Annotated in this window: 15 protein-coding genes; 13 read left to right on the forward strand and 2 right to left on the reverse strand. The window is 64.6% G+C overall.

The window, feature by feature from the left end; all coding sequences use genetic code 11:
- Positions 1-149: 149 nt before the first annotated feature.
- The 13 genes from VSR68_RS09500 (at position 150) to VSR68_RS09560 (ending at position 13,854) form a co-directional block, all read left to right on the forward strand.
- Entirely contained in the window at positions 150-1,544 is a 1,395-nt protein-coding gene (locus VSR68_RS09500; protein WP_342939589.1) for an MFS transporter, read from the forward strand.
- 104 nt (positions 1,545-1,648) lie between these two features.
- Positions 1,649-2,986, forward strand: coding sequence for an MFS transporter (locus VSR68_RS09505; RefSeq protein ID WP_342939590.1), 1,338 nt, complete (start codon positions 1,649-1,651; stop codon positions 2,984-2,986).
- A 302-nt stretch (positions 2,987-3,288) separates the two neighbouring features.
- On the forward strand, positions 3,289-3,993 hold the full coding sequence (locus tag VSR68_RS09510; RefSeq protein WP_342939591.1) for a GntR family transcriptional regulator: 705 nt from the start codon (positions 3,289-3,291) through the stop codon (positions 3,991-3,993).
- A 34-nt stretch (positions 3,994-4,027) separates the two neighbouring features.
- Positions 4,028-4,858: an SDR family oxidoreductase gene (locus tag VSR68_RS09515; RefSeq protein WP_342939592.1), complete on the forward strand. Its 831-nt coding sequence runs from the start codon at positions 4,028-4,030 to the stop codon at positions 4,856-4,858.
- A gap of 24 nt (positions 4,859-4,882) precedes the next feature.
- Positions 4,883-5,815 carry a 3-keto-5-aminohexanoate cleavage protein gene (locus VSR68_RS09520; protein ID WP_342939593.1) on the forward strand — a complete coding sequence of 311 codons (933 nt, stop codon included), beginning with the start codon at positions 4,883-4,885 and terminating at the stop codon, positions 5,813-5,815.
- Between the two features lie 15 nt (positions 5,816-5,830).
- Positions 5,831-6,616 (forward strand): N-acyl homoserine lactonase family protein, encoded by a 786-nt coding sequence (locus VSR68_RS09525; RefSeq protein WP_342939594.1) that lies wholly within the window; start codon positions 5,831-5,833, stop codon positions 6,614-6,616.
- A 27-nt stretch (positions 6,617-6,643) separates the two neighbouring features.
- Positions 6,644-7,771: a sugar ABC transporter substrate-binding protein gene (locus tag VSR68_RS09530; protein ID WP_342939595.1), complete on the forward strand. Its 1,128-nt coding sequence runs from the start codon at positions 6,644-6,646 to the stop codon at positions 7,769-7,771.
- Between the two features lie 25 nt (positions 7,772-7,796).
- Entirely contained in the window at positions 7,797-9,335 is a 1,539-nt protein-coding gene (locus tag VSR68_RS09535) for a sugar ABC transporter ATP-binding protein (RefSeq protein ID WP_342939596.1), read from the forward strand.
- A 37-nt stretch (positions 9,336-9,372) separates the two neighbouring features.
- Positions 9,373-11,235 carry an ABC transporter permease subunit gene (locus tag VSR68_RS09540; protein ID WP_342939597.1) on the forward strand — a complete coding sequence of 621 codons (1,863 nt, stop codon included), beginning with the start codon at positions 9,373-9,375 and terminating at the stop codon, positions 11,233-11,235.
- Positions 11,236-11,247: 12 nt separating this feature from the next.
- Complete coding sequence (locus VSR68_RS09545) at positions 11,248-11,472, forward strand: hypothetical protein (protein ID WP_342939598.1); 225 nt, start codon at positions 11,248-11,250, stop codon at positions 11,470-11,472.
- Positions 11,473-11,490: 18 nt separating this feature from the next.
- Entirely contained in the window at positions 11,491-12,441 is a 951-nt protein-coding gene (locus VSR68_RS09550) for a 3-hydroxyacyl-CoA dehydrogenase (RefSeq protein WP_342939599.1), read from the forward strand.
- Positions 12,442-12,511: 70 nt separating this feature from the next.
- Entirely contained in the window at positions 12,512-13,414 is a 903-nt protein-coding gene (locus VSR68_RS09555) for an SMP-30/gluconolactonase/LRE family protein (RefSeq protein ID WP_342939600.1), read from the forward strand.
- A gap of 290 nt (positions 13,415-13,704) precedes the next feature.
- A complete protein-coding gene (locus VSR68_RS09560) occupies positions 13,705-13,854 on the forward strand; it encodes a hypothetical protein (protein ID WP_342939601.1) in 150 nt (49 codons plus the stop codon).
- A 122-nt stretch (positions 13,855-13,976) separates the two neighbouring features.
- Here the strand turns inward: VSR68_RS09560 and acpA are convergent, their stop codons facing one another.
- A complete protein-coding gene (acpA, locus tag VSR68_RS09565) occupies positions 13,977-15,722 on the reverse strand; it encodes an acid phosphatase (RefSeq protein WP_428983484.1) in 1,746 nt (581 codons plus the stop codon).
- Positions 15,723-16,194: 472 nt separating this feature from the next.
- Positions 16,195-16,398 (reverse strand): DUF2970 domain-containing protein, encoded by a 204-nt coding sequence (locus VSR68_RS09570; RefSeq protein WP_342939602.1) that lies wholly within the window; start codon positions 16,396-16,398, stop codon positions 16,195-16,197.
- Positions 16,399-16,646 lie beyond the last annotated feature (248 nt).

Consider the following 16,646-nt stretch of genomic DNA (forward strand, 5'->3'; position numbering starts at 1 on the left):
TTTTCGATCTGATCATCGAGAATTTTTGATTCTGTCGTCTGCTGGCGGGCCTGTATATTGAGGCTCCCGGCGGCGGCGCCAAAGGGAAGCAGCAGGGCGGCGACGCGACGCAAACGCGCCGCTGCCCGATCAGGCACATTGGGACGCACATGCAAGCAGACCGCACTTTCAACATATCGACACTGATAGAAGAGCAAAAAACAGGGCGTTTCGCCATCGGCCTGCTGTTCTGGTGTTTCCTGATCATGCTGATGGACGGCTACGACCAGACGGCCGTTTCGTTCGCTGCGCCCGCGATCATCAAGGAATGGCACGTCGCGCGCGGCGGCTTCGGTCCCGTTTTCGGCGCGGGGCTGTTCGGCACGCTGATCGGCTCGTTCATCTTCGGCTTTCTCGGCGACCGCTTCGGCCGCAAGCGGGCCATCGTGTCGGGCAGCCTGTTTTTCGGCCTGCTGACGCTGGCGTCCGTATGGGCCTCGTCTCTTCAGGAACTGATGCTGCTGCGTTTCATCGCCGGTCTCGGCATGGGCGGCGTGGTGCCGAATTCGGTCGCGCTGGTCGCCGAATACGCGCCGAAGCGTTTGCGCGCGACGTGGGTCACGTTGATGTTCTCGGGCTTCTCGATCGGCGCGGGCTCCGGTGGTCTCGTGTCTTCCGCGCTGATTCATCGCTACGGCTGGCCCGTGATGTTCGTCGTGGGCGGTGTCGGCTCGCTCGCCGTCGCGCTGCTGCTGATCATGACGCTGCCCGAATCCGCGAAGCTGCTGGTCGTGCGTCAGCGCAGCGTCGAGACGGTGCGCAAGCTGGTTGCGCGTCTGCGTCCCGACATCGCGCTGCCTGCCGACGCGCAGTTCGTGCCCGGCGAAGTGCAGGAGAAAAAGCGCTTCGTGCTCAAGCTGATTTTCTCCGACGGCCTGCGCGCGATCACGCCGCTGCTGTGGATCGTCTTCATCGTCAATTCGATGGCGCTGTACTTTCTGCAGAACTGGCTGCCGATCCTGATGGAAGGCGTCGGCATCAATCCGCAGAGCGCGGGCATCATCACGACGATGTTCTCGGTGGGCGGCGTGCTCGGCGGACTGATCCTGTGCCGCTTCGTCGATCGTCATGGCGTGCTGGCCATCATCTCGCTGCCCGCAATCGGTTGCCCCGTCGTCGCGTTCCTTGGACACGGCATGTCCGAGGCGTGGCTGATGTTCGCCGTGTTCGCGACCGGCTTCTGCGTGGTCGGCGCGCAGTACGGGCTGTACGCGGTCGCGGGCATGATCTATCCGACTGCGTTCCGCTCGGCGGGCGTGGGCAGCGCGATTTCGGTCGGCAAGATCGGTTCGGTATCGGGACCCGTGATCGGCGGCATTCTGCTGTCGATGCATCTGCCGTTCGCGCAGATGTTCTACGCGGCGTCGGCGCTGTTCCTTGTCGCGACGATTTTCTCGACGGTGCTCGCCGTGCTGTACAAGGCGCGCTTCGGCGAGCCGCGCGAGAAGGACGTGAAGGAAGACGCCCCCATCAAGGAAATGCGTTCGGCGCTGGGCGATTCGTGATCGCAGGCCGTGCATTGCTTGCGACGTTTCAGGCAACGTACTCGTTAAAAAAATAATCGACGGGCAGGTGAAGCGCGCCGGTGTCCGTCGCTAAAGGAGACTGGATGCAGACCGCCCGCACCATCGACGTTACCGCGCTGATCGAACAGCAAAAGCTGCGCGGATTTTCTTTGTCCCTGATCGCGTGGTGCTTCCTGATCGTGCTGATAGACGGCTACGATCAGGTTGCCGCGGCGTATGCGGCGCCTACGCTGATCCGCGCGTGGCATGTGAACGCGACAGGCTTCGGCCATGTGTTCGGCGTCGGCCTGTTCGGCGTGCTCGTGGGCTCGTTGCTGCTCGGCTTTATCGGCGATCGTATCGGAAGGCGGCTCACGATCATTTTTGGCTCGCTATGGTTCGGCATCCTGACGTTCGCGTGCAGCTACGCGACGTCTCTGGATCAACTGACCGTGCTGCGCTTTTTCGCGGGAATCGGTATGGGCGGCGTCGTGCCGAATACTGTCGCGCTCGTGTCCGAGTACGCGCCGAAGGCACGTCGCGCAACGTGGATCACGCTGATGTTCTCGGGCTTTTCGATCGGCGCCGGCGGTGGCGGCGCGATTGCATCGTGGCTGCTGCCGCGTTTCGGCTGGCCCGTGCTGTTCCAAGTGGGCGGTCTTGCGGCTGTCGTCGTTGCCGTCGCTTCGTTTCCGCTGTTGCCAGAGTCCGTTCGCTTTCTGATCGTCAACGGACGCGCTGCGCAAGAGATCGCACGCATCGTGCGCAGGCTGGACCCGCATTCGCATGAAAGCGGCGAAGCGGTGCGCTACGTCGTCGACGACGAGAAGCGGATTCGCGCGACGCCCGTCGCATTGTTCAGCAACGGTCTCGTTCGTGTGACGCCTTTGCTGTGGTTGCTGTTCGTGCTGAACTCGCTCGCGCTGCATTTTCTTCAGAACTGGCTGCCGATTCTGTTCAGCATGAGCGCATTGCCGTCGGCACAGGCAGCGAAAGCAGCGATGATGTTCCCGGTAGGCGGCACGGTCGGCGCGCTTGCGTTGAGCCGTTGCGTGGACCGCTATGGCATCGCTGTGATCTTGCTGCTCGCGCTGCTGGGCCTTCCTGTTTGCGTTTCGCTCGGCATGCCGATGCCCGCGGCCTGGCTCTATGGCGCCGCGTTCATGAGCGGCGTCTGCGTGATCGGCTGCCAGTTCGCGCTCTACGCAGTGGCGGGCATGGTCTATCCGACGATGCTGCGTTCGGCCGGCGTCGGGTCCGCGATCGGAATCGGCAAGCTCGGATCGGTCGTCGGGTCGGTGCTGGGCGGCGTGCTGCTCGCGATGCATCTGCCGATCGCGCAACTCTTCATGAACGTGTCGATCGTTTTCGTGTTCATTGCGCTGCTGTCGGTCTGGCTGGGCTGGAACCGGCGGCGCGACGCGCGTGAGTCGTTGGCGTGACGGGCGCTTTGCCCGCTTACGCGCGGGCTGGTGGCTCAACGTCGCAAGCCCGCGCGTGCTTATAGATGGGCTTATCGCATCAGCCACGTACCCACCTTTCCCTCGACGCCAGCTTCATCGTAAAGCGCGGTCATCAGGCGCGAACCGATGACACCAGAAGCGAACTGGCGGCCCATCGCTTCCAAACCGTTTGAGTATTAACCCTGGTCAAGCACGGCTTGACTCATCCATCCTCGCGACGCACACTGTTTTCAACGCAACTGTGATCACAGGTCACAGATCGCAATACAGGAGACACCTGAATGGCGACACGCTCACCCCGTGGCGAGCTGCCCGAGCTCGAACTCGTGGCTCGCGAGACGATGGCAGGCCGCGTCTACGCGCAGTTGCGCGAGGCGATCATGATCGGCCGGTTCGCGCCCGGACAACTGCTGAGCCTGCGCAGCGTCGCGGAGGCGGTCGGTTCGTCGACGATGCCCGTGCGCGCCGCGCTCACGCGCTTGCAGGCCGAAGGCGCGTTGATCGACGGGCCGGCTCGCGCGCTGATGGTCCCGCCGATGACGCTCGAACTGCTCGACGAACTGCGCGACGTGCGCATCGCGCTCGAAGGCTGTGTCGCGAAACGCGCGGCATCGCGGATGACGCAGGCGCATCTGTCCGAGTTGCAAGCGATCTACGACGCGATGGATGCCAACGTCGAAGCAGGCGACGTCGCCGCCTACTTGCGCAGCAACTTCCAGTTTCACATCGCCATCTACACGCACGGCGCGAGCGACCTCACGCTCGCGACGATCCAGAACCTCTGGTTGCGCATCGGGCCGTTTCTCAATCTCGTCGCCCCTGACATTCCGCACATGCGCCACTCGATGGACGCGCACCGCAAGATCGTCGAAGCGCTGTGGCGCGGCGACGGCGAAGGCGCGCGCGCCGGCATCGCGCAGGACATCGGCGAGGCGGCGGCAGACCTCGCCGAGCGATTGCAGGGCAGGGAAGCGGCCAGCGCCTGACACGCTTCACCGCATCACAACAACGGAGACAAGCATGACGGTTACACAGATGCTGCAACCGCGCGCGGGCTTGCGCGTGCTCGTCACAGGCGGCGCATCGGGAATCGGGCTCGTGATCGCCCGCGCGTTCGCCGATGCCGGCGCGCGCGTGCATGTATGCGACGCGAGCCGCGAGACCATCGATGCGCTCGCAACGGCCGAAGCCAATCGTGGCGCGAGCGGTGGCAAAAGCGGCAACGCAGGCGCGATTACGGCGACGCTCGCCGACGTGTCCGATCGCGACGCCGTCGAGCGCGTGTTCGCCGACGTACACACGCAACTCGGCGGACTCGACGTGCTGGTGAACAACGCAGGCATCGCCGGTCCGACGGGCGGCGTCGATCAGATCGATCCCGACGAGTGGGACAACACGATCGACGTGAATCTCAACGCGCAGTTCTACTTCGCGCGCCGCGCAGTGCCGTTGCTGCGCAATGCGCCGGATGGCGGCGCGATCATCGCGTTGTCGTCGGTGGCGGGGCGTCTCGGCTACGCGTATCGCACGCCCTATTCGGCGACCAAATGGGCGATCGTCGGCCTGACGAAAAGTCTTGCGATCGAACTCGGGCCCGCGGGCATACGCGTCAACACGATCCAGCCCGGCATCGTCAAGGGGCCGCGCATCGAGCGCGTGATCGCCGCGCGCGCGCAGCAACTCGGCCTCTCATACGACGAGATGGAGAAGCAGTACCTCGAAAAGGTTTCATTGCGGCGCATGACGACGCCCGAAGAAGTGGCGGCCACTGCGCTCTTTCTATGCTCACCTGGCGGCAGCGGCATCTCGGGACAGGCGATCTCCGTGTGCGGCAACGTCGAAGTGCTCTGACGTCATCCAGCGAAGAGGAAAACAATGGCAAGCAAACGCAAGGTCATCATCACCTGCGCGCCGACGGGCGCGATTCACACACCGTCGATGTCGCCGTATCTGCCCGTGACGCCGCAACAGATCGGCGACGCCGCGCTCGCAGCCGCGAAAGAAGGCGCCGCGATCCTGCATCTGCACGCGCGCGATCCGAACGACGGACGGCCGACGCAGGACCCGGCCGTGTTCCAGCAGTTCCTGCCGCGCATCAAGGCCGAAACCGATGCGGTGATCAACATCACGAGCGGCGGCAGTCCGCACATGACGGTCGCCGAACGGCTCAGGCCCGCGCATCACTTCAAGCCCGAAGTCGCATCGCTGAACATGGGCTCGATGAACTTCGGCCTCTATCCGATGCTCGATCGCTTCAAGGAATTCAAGCACGACTGGGAACGCGAGCATCTGGAGAACAGCCGTGACCTGATCTTCAAGAACACGTTCGCCGACATCGAATACATCCTCACGTCGTGCGGCGCGAACGGCACGCGCTTCGAGTACGAGTGCTACGACATCTCGCATCTGTACAACCTCGCGCATTTTGTCGATCGCGGTCTCGCGAAGCCGCCGTTCTTCGTGCAGAGCGTGTTCGGTCTGCTGGGCGGCATCGGCGCGCATCCGGAGGACCTGATGCACATGCGCCGCACAGCCGACCGCCTGTTCGGCAGCGACTACGTGTGGTCGATTCTCGGCGCGGGCCGCAACCAGATTCCGCTCGGCTCGATGGGCGTCGCGCAGGGTTCGAACGTGCGCGTCGGTCTCGAAGACTCGCTGTGGATCGAGCCGGGCAAGCTCGCCGAATCGAGCGCGGACCAGGTGCGCAAGATCAGGCAGGTGATCGCAGGGCTCTCGCTCGATATCGCGACGCCCGCCGAAGCGCGCGCGATGCTGGGCCTCAAAGGCGCGACCGAAACCAACTTCTGACGCGCGGAGGCCATCATGAGCAGCGCATCTGCGCCACGTCTGAAGGTCGTGGCGATGCCGACGGGCTGGCTGACGGTCGACCGCTCGTCGCAAGTCCACGGACGCTATTTCGGGCAGTCGATCCGCGTGCCCGTGTGGTCGACGGCGATCGTCGGCGCACAGAAGAAGATCGTCGTCGATACGGGCATTCACGATCCGGCGTGGGTCTCGAACTTCGTGTGCCCGTGCGACCAGGCGCCCGAAGAACGGCTCGAACGCGCGCTGAAGGAGTACGTCGGCTGGAGCGCGGACGATGTCGATATCGTGATCAACACGCATCTGCACTACGACCACTCGGGCGGCAACACGCTCTTTCGCAACGCGAGGTTCGTGATCCAGGCAGCCGAATGGGAATACGCAGGCCATCCGCTGCCGACGCAGGCGACGTACTACCAGGAGTTCCTGATCGGCCGCGAGCCGCTTGCCTGGTTTCGCTGGCAGTTCGTCCACGGCATCGCGGACATCGTGCCCGGCGTGCGCGTCGTGCCGACACCGGGGCATACGCCCGGTCATCAGTCGGTTGCCGTCGATACGGAAGACGGCGTCGTGCTGATCGCGGGCGATTGCGCGAACTGCATGGAGAACATCGTCGATCTGGTGCCCGTCGGCATCGTCCACGAAACGCAGGCGGAATTCGCGTCGCTCAGGCGCATTCGCCAGATCGCCGACTTCGTCATCCCCGGACACGATCCCAACGTCGTGGCCGGTTCGGCAGGCATCGTCCTGCCGAGTGAATCACGCTTGCCGCACGTCCAACCCTGAAAAACAAAGACGGTACTGGAGGAAGACATGAAAGCAGTGACTCGCATCATCCGCCGTGCGGGGCAGGCGGCGTTCGCAGCCGTGCTGGCCGGCGGACTCGCTTTTTCCGGCAACGCGGTTGCCGCCGGCAAGTACAAGATCTTTCTGTCGATGAGTTACGTCGGCAACGACTGGCAGACGGAAGCCGCGAACATGGTCAAGGCGATGGCCGAGACGCCGGCGCTGAAGGACAAGGTCGATCTCGAAGTGCAGGTCGCGGGCACCGACGCGCAGAAGCAGATCCAGCAGATCAACTCGATGGTGCAGGCGGGCGCGAAAGCGATCGTCATCTATCCGATTTCGCCGACTGCGCTCAACCGCGCGATCCGCAACGCGTGCTCGAAAGGCGTGGTCGTCACGGCGTATGACGGCGAAGTCACCGAGCCGTGCGCGCACAACGTGACGATCGACCAGAAGCAGGCGGGCACCGTCACGGCCGAATGGCTCGCGAAGACCATCAACGGCAAGGGCAACATCGTGCTGATCAACGGCGTGCCGGGCACGTCGGTCGACCGCGCACGCACCGAGGCCGCGAAAGCCGTGTTCGCGAAGTACCCGGGCATTCACATCGTCGCGGAAGGCACGGGCATGTGGAGCCAGGCGACGGCGCGCACCGAGCTGTCGAAGATTCTCGCGACCAACAGCTGGGACAAGATCGACGGCCTGTGGATGCAGGTCGGCTGCTTCACGGCTGCGTCGATGCAGCTCGAAGCGGGCATCGCCGACGACAAGATCAAGCCGTGCGCGGGCGAATCGTCGAACGGACACCGCGTGCAGATGCTGCCGCCCGGCACGGTGAAAGGCGAAGGCACGTATCGCTCAATCGGCTACCGGTCGATTTCCTATGGCGCGCCGCCGTACTCCGGTGCGATGGCGCTGAAGCTCGCCGTGGCGAAGCTCGACGGCAAGGACTTTCCGCAACGCGTGACGCTCAAGCTGCCGCTCGTCGAGAGCGCGCAGTCGAAGCTGTGCAAGACGGGTTCGATCGACGAGCTGAAGGCAGGCTGCACCGCGTTCCCGCAAGACAAGGTGCCGCCGGGCTGGTTCGCGGACATCTATTCGGACGAGACGCGCGAGGTCGGTTTCAACGCGGCGCTGAGCGGCAAGCAGGACTGACGCTCGCCGCAACGGAGGTATTCCGATGGCAAGCATGAGCATGCAGGCGAGTGCGGCGGAAGGCGGTCTCGCGATCGATCTCGCCGGCATCGTCAAGCGCTTCGGCGCAACCGTCGCGCTCGACGGCGCATCGTTTCGCGTCAGGCGCGGCGCGGTTCACGCGCTGCTCGGCGAAAACGGCGCGGGCAAGTCGACCACCGTCAAGCTGCTGTCCGGCCTGATGCGGCCGGACGCGGGCAGCATGCGCGTGATGGGGCAAGAAGTGTCGATGCACGGTCCGAAGGACGCGCACCGCGCCGGCGTGCAGACCGCGTACCAGGAGATGACGCTGGTGCGCGATCTGACCGTCGCGCAGAACCTCTTGATGGCCTATGAGCCGACGGGCTGGTTCGGCCGCATCAAACGGCACGACGCGCTGCGCAAGGCGGCCGAGTGGCTGGAGCGGCTCGAACTCGGCGACATCCGCCCCGGCGCGTACATCCGCGATCTGTCGCTGCCCGTGCGGCAGAAGATCGAGATCGCGAAGGCGATCGCGCGCGAGCCGCAAGTGCTGCTGCTCGACGAGCCGACTTCGGCGCTGTCGGGCCGCGACGTCGCGTGGCTCGCGCGGCGCATCGACGAACTGAAGGCGCGCGGCGTGACCTTCGTGTTCATCTCGCACCGGATGCAGGAAGTGCGCGAGTTCTGCGACAGCCTGACTGTGTATCGCAACGGCAAGGACGTCGGCGCGTTCGACGCCGCCGACATCTCCGACGACGAAGTGATCCGGCTCGTGATCGGCCGCTCGATGGACGCGAAGTATCCGCCGAAGGTGACGGCCCCCGCGAACATCGCGACGCCCGCGATCGAGGCGCGCGGCATTCGCGTCGACGGCATGGTGAACGACTTCGACCTCACGCTGCGCGCGGGCGAGGTGCATGGCATCGCGGCGCTGCAAGGCATGGGGCAGCGCGAACTGTTCGAGGCGCTGTTCGGCGCGACGTATATCGACGCGGGCGAGATCCGCATCGACGGCAAACCCGTCACGCTTACATCAACTGCCGATTCGCTGAAGGCGGGCGTATCGACGGCACTGCTGCCCGAGGATCGCAAGACGGAAGGGCTGTTCCTGCGACTGCCGGGCGGCGAGAACATTTCGCTGCCGATGATCCGCCGCTACACGCGCTTCGGGCTGATCGACCGCAAGCGCGAGCAGGCCGCGATCCGCCGCTCGATCGAACAGATGGAAGTGAACCCGCGCGCGCTGTACAAGCCCTGTCTGTCGTTTTCGGGCGGCAACCAGCAGAAGATCGCGATGGCGAAATGGCTGCTCACGCAAAGCCGCGTGTGGCTGATGTTCGATCCGACGCGCGGCATCGACGTCGGCACCAAGCATCAGATCTTCGTGCTGATGCGCGCGTTCGCGGCGGCGGGCGGCTCCGTGCTGTTCTATTCGACGGACGTGCCCGAGCTCGTCAACGTGTGCGACCGCGTGACGGTGGTCTATCGCGGCCGGCACGCAGGCGAACTCGAAGGCGACGCGCTCACCGAAGAAAACGTGATGCGCAGGATGCTGTCGAGCTGAGACCGGCCCTGATCCATCGTTCTACGAGAGGGATTTCATGAACAATGCAATTGCGTCTCACGAAAGCGAGATCGCGCGGCCGGGCGCGCACGTCGGCTTCGGCGCGCGCATCGATCACCATCGCGGGCTGATCATCGCGGTCGGCGCGCTCGCGGCGATGATGATCGCGTGGGTCGCGCTGTCGGCGACACCTGTTGGTCTCTACGACATCGGCTCCGTGATTTCGAGCAGCACGACGCTCGCGCTCGCCGCAATCGGCCAGACGATCGTCGTGCTGAGCGGCGGCTTCGACCTGTCCGCATCGGCGGTCGTATCGCTCGCGAACGTTCTTGCCGTGCGCTTCGTGCAGGGCACGCCGGTCGAGCAGTGGGCGGGCGTCGCGTTGATCCTCGCGATCGGCGGCGGCATCGGCCTCGTGAACGGCGCGCTGATCGCGTGGTTCCGGTTGCAGTCGATCGTCGTCACGCTGGCGACGATGTTCATGGTGCAAGGCATGACGCTGCTGATCCAGAACAAGCCGGGCGGCAGCATCGGCGACCAGTTCGCGGGTGCGCTCACGGCCGACCTGATTCCCGACAAGCTGCCGATGTCGGCGGGCGTGCTGGTCGCGGCGCTCGCCGTCTGGGCTTTCTTGCGGCGCACGCGGCTCGGCGTGGGCATCTACGCGCTCGGCAGCGAGCCGGACAGCGCATACGCGAACGGCCTGCCCGTCACGCGCTATCGCATCGCCACTTACGCGATCGCGGGCATGTTCTACGCTGCGGCGGGCCTCTATGTGTCGGCGCAGACGGGCTCCGCCGATCCTCTCGTCGGCAGGCCGCTGCTGCTGTCGATGTTCACGGCCGTCGTGCTCGGCGGCACGCGGCTCGGCGGCGGACGCGGCGGTTGCGTCGGCACCGTGTTCGCCGCGATGACGCTGATGATCACCGTCAACATTCTGCTCGTGCTCAACGTGTCGGCGTTCTTCACGACGATCGCCGAGGCCGTGATCCTGATCCTCGCCGTGCTCGGCTCGTCGATCGGCAAGCAGTCCGCGGCGCACGAAAGCGCGCGTTACCTGATGCAATGCGTGAAGGCGCTGCGAACCCGTAGCCGCGCGCAAGACGACAGGCGCGCGCGGCGCGTCGATTTCGCCGTCGCCGACTTTCGCGCGGTCGAGAACACGGAACTCACAGGCCGCTTTTTCGCCGACTGGATCGAACGCAATCGCGAATGGGCGCGCTACGTCGTGCCCGCGTATCTGCTGTTCGTCGCGGTGATCGTGTTGACGGGTTTCGTCTACGGTCCGGGCGTGCTGGCGAGCGCGAACTTCTACAGCAGCCTGCTCACGCTGACGCTCTTTCTCGCGATCCTCGGCCTGGGCCAGGGCGCGGTGATCCTGACGGGCGGTCTCGATCTGTCGATGCCGTGGCTCATCACGCTGTCGGGCGTGCTGCTCACGGGCCTCACGCACGGCGTCAACGACACGGCCTGGTGGGCCGTGCCCGTCGTGCTGGGCGCGGGGGTTGTCGTCGGCGTCTTCAACGGCGCGGGCGTGGTCGTGCTCGGGCTGCCGCCGATCGTCGTCACGCTAGCGGCGAACGGATTGCTGCAAGGGCTGACGCTGATCTATTGCAACGGCTCGCCGCAGGGCTGGGCGCCCTCCGCGCTCAGCGCGTTCACGAATGGACGCATGGGCTGGCTGTCGCTCGCGGCGTGGTGCGTGCCCGTGTTTCTCGCGTTCGCGCTGCTGCTGTTGCATCGCACGGCGTTTGGCCGGCGCGTGTATGCCGTCGGCAATTCGCCCGTCGCGGCGAAGCTGTCGGGCGTGCGCGTGGGCCCGACGCTGATCGCCGTCTACTGTCTGTCGGGCGTGTGCTCGGCGCTCGTCGGCCTGCTGCTCGCGGGCTTCAGCAGCTAGGCGTTTCTCGGCATGGGCGACCCTTATCTGCTGCCGTCGATTGCCGTCGTCGTCGTGGGCGGCGCGCTGATCACGGGCGGACGCGGCCACTATCTCGGCGTGTTCGGCGGCGCGCTGCTGCTGACCGCGCTCGGCACGCTGCTCGCGGGCACGACGGTGCCGCCCGCGGTGCGCGACATCATCAACGGACTCGTCGTGCTGGCCGCTGTCATCACGCTGCGCGACAAGAAGGCCTGATTCATGGGAGAAAGCACAATGACGCAGCGACAGGTTGCAGTGATCGGTTCGGGCCGCATCGGCCGCGCATGGGCGATCGTTTTTGCGCGCGCGGGTTTTCGGGTGAATCTGCACGACGCGGTGCCCGCGATGCTCCAAGGGGCAGTGCCCGCGATTCGCGAGAGCGTGCAGGACCTCGCGTCGTTCGGGCTCGTCGATGAGCCGGTGGATCGCATCGTCGAGCGGATCGCCGTTTGCGCGCAGCTCGCAGACGCGGTGCGCGACGCCGATCTCGTGCAGGAGAACATCGCGGAAGTGGTCGACGACAAGCGCGCGTTGTTCGCGAAGCTGGACCACATGACGCGCCCCGATGCGTTGCTCGCAAGCTCGACGTCGGGCCTGCCTGCATCGACGTTCACCGAAGGGCTTGCGAGCCGCGCGCGCTGCCTCGTTGCGCATCCCGTGAATCCGCCTTCGCTCGTGCCGCTCGTCGAGCTGTGCGGCGCGCCGTGGACGGCGCCCGACACGCTCGCGCGCGCCCGCGCGATCTACGAGGAAGCGGGCCAGAAGCCCGTCGTCGTGAACCGCGAGATACCGGGCTTTCTGCTGAACCGTCTGCAAGGCGCGTTGCTCGACGAAGCGTTGAGCCTCTTCGAACAGGGTTACGCCGATGCCGCGGATCTCGACACGGTGATGCGCGACGGGCTCGGCCTGCGCTGGTCGTTCATGGGTCCGTTCGAGACGATCGATCTGAATGCGCCCGGTGGCGTGACCGATTACGCGCAGCGCTATGGCGGCACGTATCGCTCGATCGCGGCCACGCGCGTGCCGTTCGAATGGTCCGCCGACGTCGTCGCTGCGCTCGACGCGCAGCGTCGCAAGGTGCTGCCGCGCGATCAGATCGAGGCGCGCAGCGCGTGGCGCGACCGGCGGCTGATGGCGTTGCTCGCGCATCGGCGCGCACTCGCGGCGAAATCCGGCGACGAATGACACTGTGCTACGTGCGATGCGCGGCGAACGGCATCGCGGATACATCACGCAAACGAATCGGGAGACGACGATGGTCGAGACAAGCTTGCTGGTCGATGCGAACAATCATCTGGGCGAAGGGCCGCTGTGGGACGTGCGCGAAGAGCGCCTCTACTGGATCGACAGCACGGCGGCGGAAATCTACAGTTGCCGCGCGGATGGCTCCGACGTGAAGCGCTATTTCGTGCCGCGCCATATCGGATCGATGGCGCTGCGCGAGCAGGGCGGTGCCGTCGTCGCGCTCGCAAACGGGCTTCACTTCTATGACTTCGATGCGCAGACCGTCGAGCCGATCGGCGATCCCGAAAGCGACGATCCCGAGACGCGCTTCAACGACGGCAAGGTCGATCGCAAGGGGCGTTTTATCGCGGGCACGATGGCGTACGATTTCGATCGCTTCGACGCCGATCGCGGCCAGCGACCGACGCGCAGCGGCGGACTGTACCGGCTCGATGCGAACCGCGCGATCACGCGGCTGGACAGCGGCATCAGCTGTTCGAACGGGCCGTGCTGGAGCCCCGACAATCGCACGCTCTATTTCACCGACACGTACGAGAAGCTGATGTACGCATACGACTACGACATCGAAACGGGCAGCGTGTCGAATCGCCGGGTGTTCGCATCGGCGCGCAACATGGCGGGCACGTTCGACGGCGCGACCGTCGACGAAGAGGGGTATATCTGGTCGGCGCTCGTATTCGGCGGGCGCATTCTGCGTTTCGCACCGGACGGCAGACTCGACCGCACGGTGCCGTTTCCCGTGCGCAATCTGACGAGCGTGATGTTCGGCGGGCCGAAGCTCGACGTTCTCTATCTGACGACGATGGGCCGTCCGATGTGGGGCGTTCCGCAGAAGGAACGCGACAAGGGCGGCCTCTTCGCGGTCCGTGGACTTGGCGTACGCGGTTTGCCGGAGCCGCGCTTTGCGGGGTAGCGTCTGACGAAAGACTTACTTCTGCGAGGCGTTATGGCGTTGTCCGTAGGGGACTCGCCGTGCGCTGGCAGATTCAACAGGCGATCATTGCCGTGACCTGGCGGCAACACCTGTTGTAGCGGTTTTTTGACGGGCGTAGGCTTGCAGTACGTCAGACATGAACACGTCTGACGCACATAACAAGTACAGCCAATCGGGAACGTTTCAACGGGGAAGTGGCGATGAAGAAATCTCACACATTGCCGACGCATCGCGCTGGGCCAATCTGGGGCCTGATTTTCGGAGCCGTCATGACGGCGATCGCGGCCGCTCTATGGATGTACGCGAAGACGCGCGCCGGTTCGAATCATCTGGACGAATCGCTGGCCGTGGGCGCCGCGCTTGTCGGCGTGTTTGTCGCTGTGTGCGCCGCCCGGGAAATCCGTCATCACAAGCATTGAAGAACACCGGGCGATGATCTCGCGCCACGCGTTGTTGCAACGCGTGGCTGCTCGTGATGTTGCCTCGTGTTTGCCTGGTGTTCGCCGGAGGGCCACAGGCGCCGCCGGCGCAGATGCTCTCGTTATGCGGACAGATCCAGCGCGTTGGTCAAATCGCCCATCACCGGCTGACCGCGCGACTGCATCGCGGCATCGCGCGTGCGAAAGCCGTCGAGTGGCTCGAGGTCGAACACGCGCGTGATCAGGCGCAGGATCGATGCCGTGTCATACACGGTGTGATCGACATAGCCTTTCTTCGCGAACGGCGAGACCACCAGCGCGGGCACGCGCGTGCCCGGACCCCAGCGGTCGCCCTTCGGCGGAGCGACGTGGTCCCACCATCCGCCGTTTTCGTCGACGGTCACGATCACCAGCATGTTTTCCCATTGCGGGCTCGCGCGCAGCGCTTTCACTGCATGCACGACATGGCGATCGCCCGATGCGACGTCCGCGTAGCCTGCGTGCATGTTCAGGTTGCCCTGCGGCTTGTAGAACGTGACGGCGGGTAGCCGGCCCGCGCGCGCGTCGGCTAGGAAGCGATTGGTGCTCTCGTCGTCGCCTAGGCCGCCGTCGCGCAGATGTTTCGCGCGCGCAGCGGTGCCCGGTCCGAGATTCGCGAAGTAGTTCAACGGCTGGTGGTGATACTGGAAGTTCGGTATCACGGGCGTGCCGTCGTTCGTGTTCTTGCCGTGCATCTCCAGCGTCTGCTGGAACGCACCCGCGTACCACGCCCAGTCGATGCCGCGCTTGTCGAGCTTGTCGCCGATGTGCTCGTGCGTCTGCGGCGGCAGGGCCATCGCGTTGCTGTCCTGCGTCAGGTCGACGACGCCGTTCGCGCCGACCTTGTATGGCGTGGGCGCGAAGGGCGGCATCATCGTGTTGACGGCATAGCTGATCGCGCGTCCGTCCGCGAGCGTTTCCGGCGGCGTCAGCGCGCTCGGACCGAACTTGGGGACGCCGTCCATCGCGCTGTTCGGCGAAGTGGCGAGCGGTTTCAGATTCGGATCGTCGTGGCGTCCGCTGACCGTCTCCGCAATCTGCGCCTTCGCGATGCTCTGCTGCGGATTCGGATATACGGGAGGCGTCGCCGCGACCAGGTACTGATGATTCAGGAACGAGCCGCCGAACGCGCCCTGGAAGAAGTTGTCGCACAGCACGTATTCGCTGGCGAGATCCCACAGGCGCAAGTCGTAGCTGGTGTTCGCGTAGTGACCCATCGTGAAGCCACCTGAGTCCGCCCACGCGGCGAACATATCGTTCTTGCCCCCGTTGATCTGCATCTGGTTCTGATAGAACACGTGCCACAGATCGTGCGTGACGAGCGACAGCGGCAGGTTTTCGCCGTGCGGGCCCTTGAGCGCAAACGGCGCGTTCGGCAGATCGGTCTGATATTGCTCGCCGGACTTGTATGGAACGCCGTCCGCGATCTGATCCTTCAGCAGCCAGCCGCCCGGCACTTTCGGCAGGCGAGGCAATACGGTCTTGCCGTCGCGGTCGCGCTGCACGCAGTCTTCCGGCTTCACGGCGGAGAGCGGCCGCTCGACGCCCGGAAAATTGCCGAACAGATTGTTGAAGCTACGGTTTTCCGCGAAGATCACGACGACCGTCTTGACCTTCGAGCGCAACGCGCGGTCGAACTGCGGTCCAGCCGCGACGCCCGTCACCGACGCGTCACGCGATGGCGGCAATGCGCAGCTTGCCAGTCCGCCGCCCATCGCCACAGCGGCGACTCCGCCGAGGAAGTGGCGGCGGCTGGGGCGCTCGGGTGTTTGCGCGGGATCGACGTCTTCATTCACGGGCGGAGAAGAGGGCGGTTCGGTGCGTTTCATCTGGATGTCCAAGGATGAGGGAAGCGATCGAAGAGGCTTGCGCGAAGCATAGCGTATGGCGGCGATGGGCGGGCGGTCGCAACAGGCGGCGCAGTCGGGGCGGCAGTCGGGGCAATATCTTTGCGTACCTGTCGTGTCATTTGCGTGACAGGGAAAATCGCTCGATGGCATTCCGCTGTCATGCGGCGAATTCAGCGTCGATCAATGTTCTTGTTGCCTGGAGGCCGGTCAGTGCGTTACGCACCGGCCGTTGGGATGCGTGCGGAGAGTCGCTCGGCAAGAGACGGGACGACGGCTCGATGCGAGGGGCGTCGTTCGCGAGATGGGGCGGAAGGTTCGACGTGCTCTTCGAGAAGAAAGGCTGGATAGCCAGTCGCCTCTCGAAGGCAATCTGCGTGATGCAGATTCGTGCGTCGTGAAATCAGCGGAACGTGACGCGCTATTTTCGTTTCGATCGTGTCTGCTGCAAGGATCAGAAGCCTTGAAGCGTGCGTGTCGCGTGTGCAACGAGGTGTACGACGGTGAAGATCGTGCCGCCGATAAACGCCGCGAGGATGACGGCAACGAACGGCAGCAACACGATGTTCACGTTGGCAAAATCGGCCTCGTGCGAAGCGCTTTTGCGCACGCCGAAAAAGCTCCACAAAACGATACGAATGAGCTTGAGGATTTCCATGGCTCCCTCCATCAGGGTCAACTAAGAGTACGGCTCATCATCTTCCTTCGACAGAAGCGAAGGAAGGAGCAGTTGACGCTAATCCGATAGAAGCAGAGCGCATCCCCATTCATCGCTGCACAGGCCTCGTTCAACCGGGTGCGACAAATGTTCGCAATAAACCCTTTAAACGCGTATTGAAGCGGTCTCGCCTGCATTCGCTGATCCAGATCATGATCAACAAACCTTCGTATCCCGATAATAAAAAC

It is taken from the genome of Paraburkholderia phymatum, from assembly GCF_038900715.1.
Classification (GTDB): Bacteria; Pseudomonadota; Gammaproteobacteria; order Burkholderiales; family Burkholderiaceae; genus Paraburkholderia; species Paraburkholderia phymatum_A.

Bases quoted from the DNA above. Each gene is read 5' to 3' on its own strand.
- VSR68_RS09555 (WP_342939600.1), top strand. From the start codon at position 12,512: ATGGTCGAGACAAGCTTGCTGGTCGATGCGAACAATCATCTGGGCGAA.
- VSR68_RS09515 (WP_342939592.1), top strand. From the start codon at position 4,028: ATGACGGTTACACAGATGCTGCAACCGCGCGCGGGCTTGCGCGTGCTC.
- VSR68_RS09510 (WP_342939591.1), top strand. From the start codon at position 3,289: ATGGCGACACGCTCACCCCGTGGCGAGCTGCCCGAGCTCGAACTCGTG.
- VSR68_RS09550 (WP_342939599.1), top strand. From the start codon at position 11,491: ATGACGCAGCGACAGGTTGCAGTGATCGGTTCGGGCCGCATCGGCCGC.
- VSR68_RS09535 (WP_342939596.1), top strand. From the start codon at position 7,797: ATGGCAAGCATGAGCATGCAGGCGAGTGCGGCGGAAGGCGGTCTCGCG.
- VSR68_RS09570 (WP_342939602.1), bottom strand. From the start codon at position 16,398: ATGGAAATCCTCAAGCTCATTCGTATCGTTTTGTGGAGCTTTTTCGGC.
- VSR68_RS09545 (WP_342939598.1), top strand. From the start codon at position 11,248: ATGGGCGACCCTTATCTGCTGCCGTCGATTGCCGTCGTCGTCGTGGGC.
- VSR68_RS09500 (WP_342939589.1), top strand. From the start codon at position 150: ATGCAAGCAGACCGCACTTTCAACATATCGACACTGATAGAAGAGCAA.
- VSR68_RS09560 (WP_342939601.1), top strand. From the start codon at position 13,705: ATGACGGCGATCGCGGCCGCTCTATGGATGTACGCGAAGACGCGCGCC.
- acpA (WP_428983484.1), bottom strand. From the start codon at position 15,722: ATGAAACGCACCGAACCGCCCTCTTCTCCGCCCGTGAATGAAGACGTC.
- VSR68_RS09520 (WP_342939593.1), top strand. From the start codon at position 4,883: ATGGCAAGCAAACGCAAGGTCATCATCACCTGCGCGCCGACGGGCGCG.
- VSR68_RS09505 (WP_342939590.1), top strand. From the start codon at position 1,649: ATGCAGACCGCCCGCACCATCGACGTTACCGCGCTGATCGAACAGCAA.
- VSR68_RS09530 (WP_342939595.1), top strand. From the start codon at position 6,644: ATGAAAGCAGTGACTCGCATCATCCGCCGTGCGGGGCAGGCGGCGTTC.
- VSR68_RS09540 (WP_342939597.1), top strand. From the start codon at position 9,373: ATGAACAATGCAATTGCGTCTCACGAAAGCGAGATCGCGCGGCCGGGC.
- VSR68_RS09525 (WP_342939594.1), top strand. From the start codon at position 5,831: ATGAGCAGCGCATCTGCGCCACGTCTGAAGGTCGTGGCGATGCCGACG.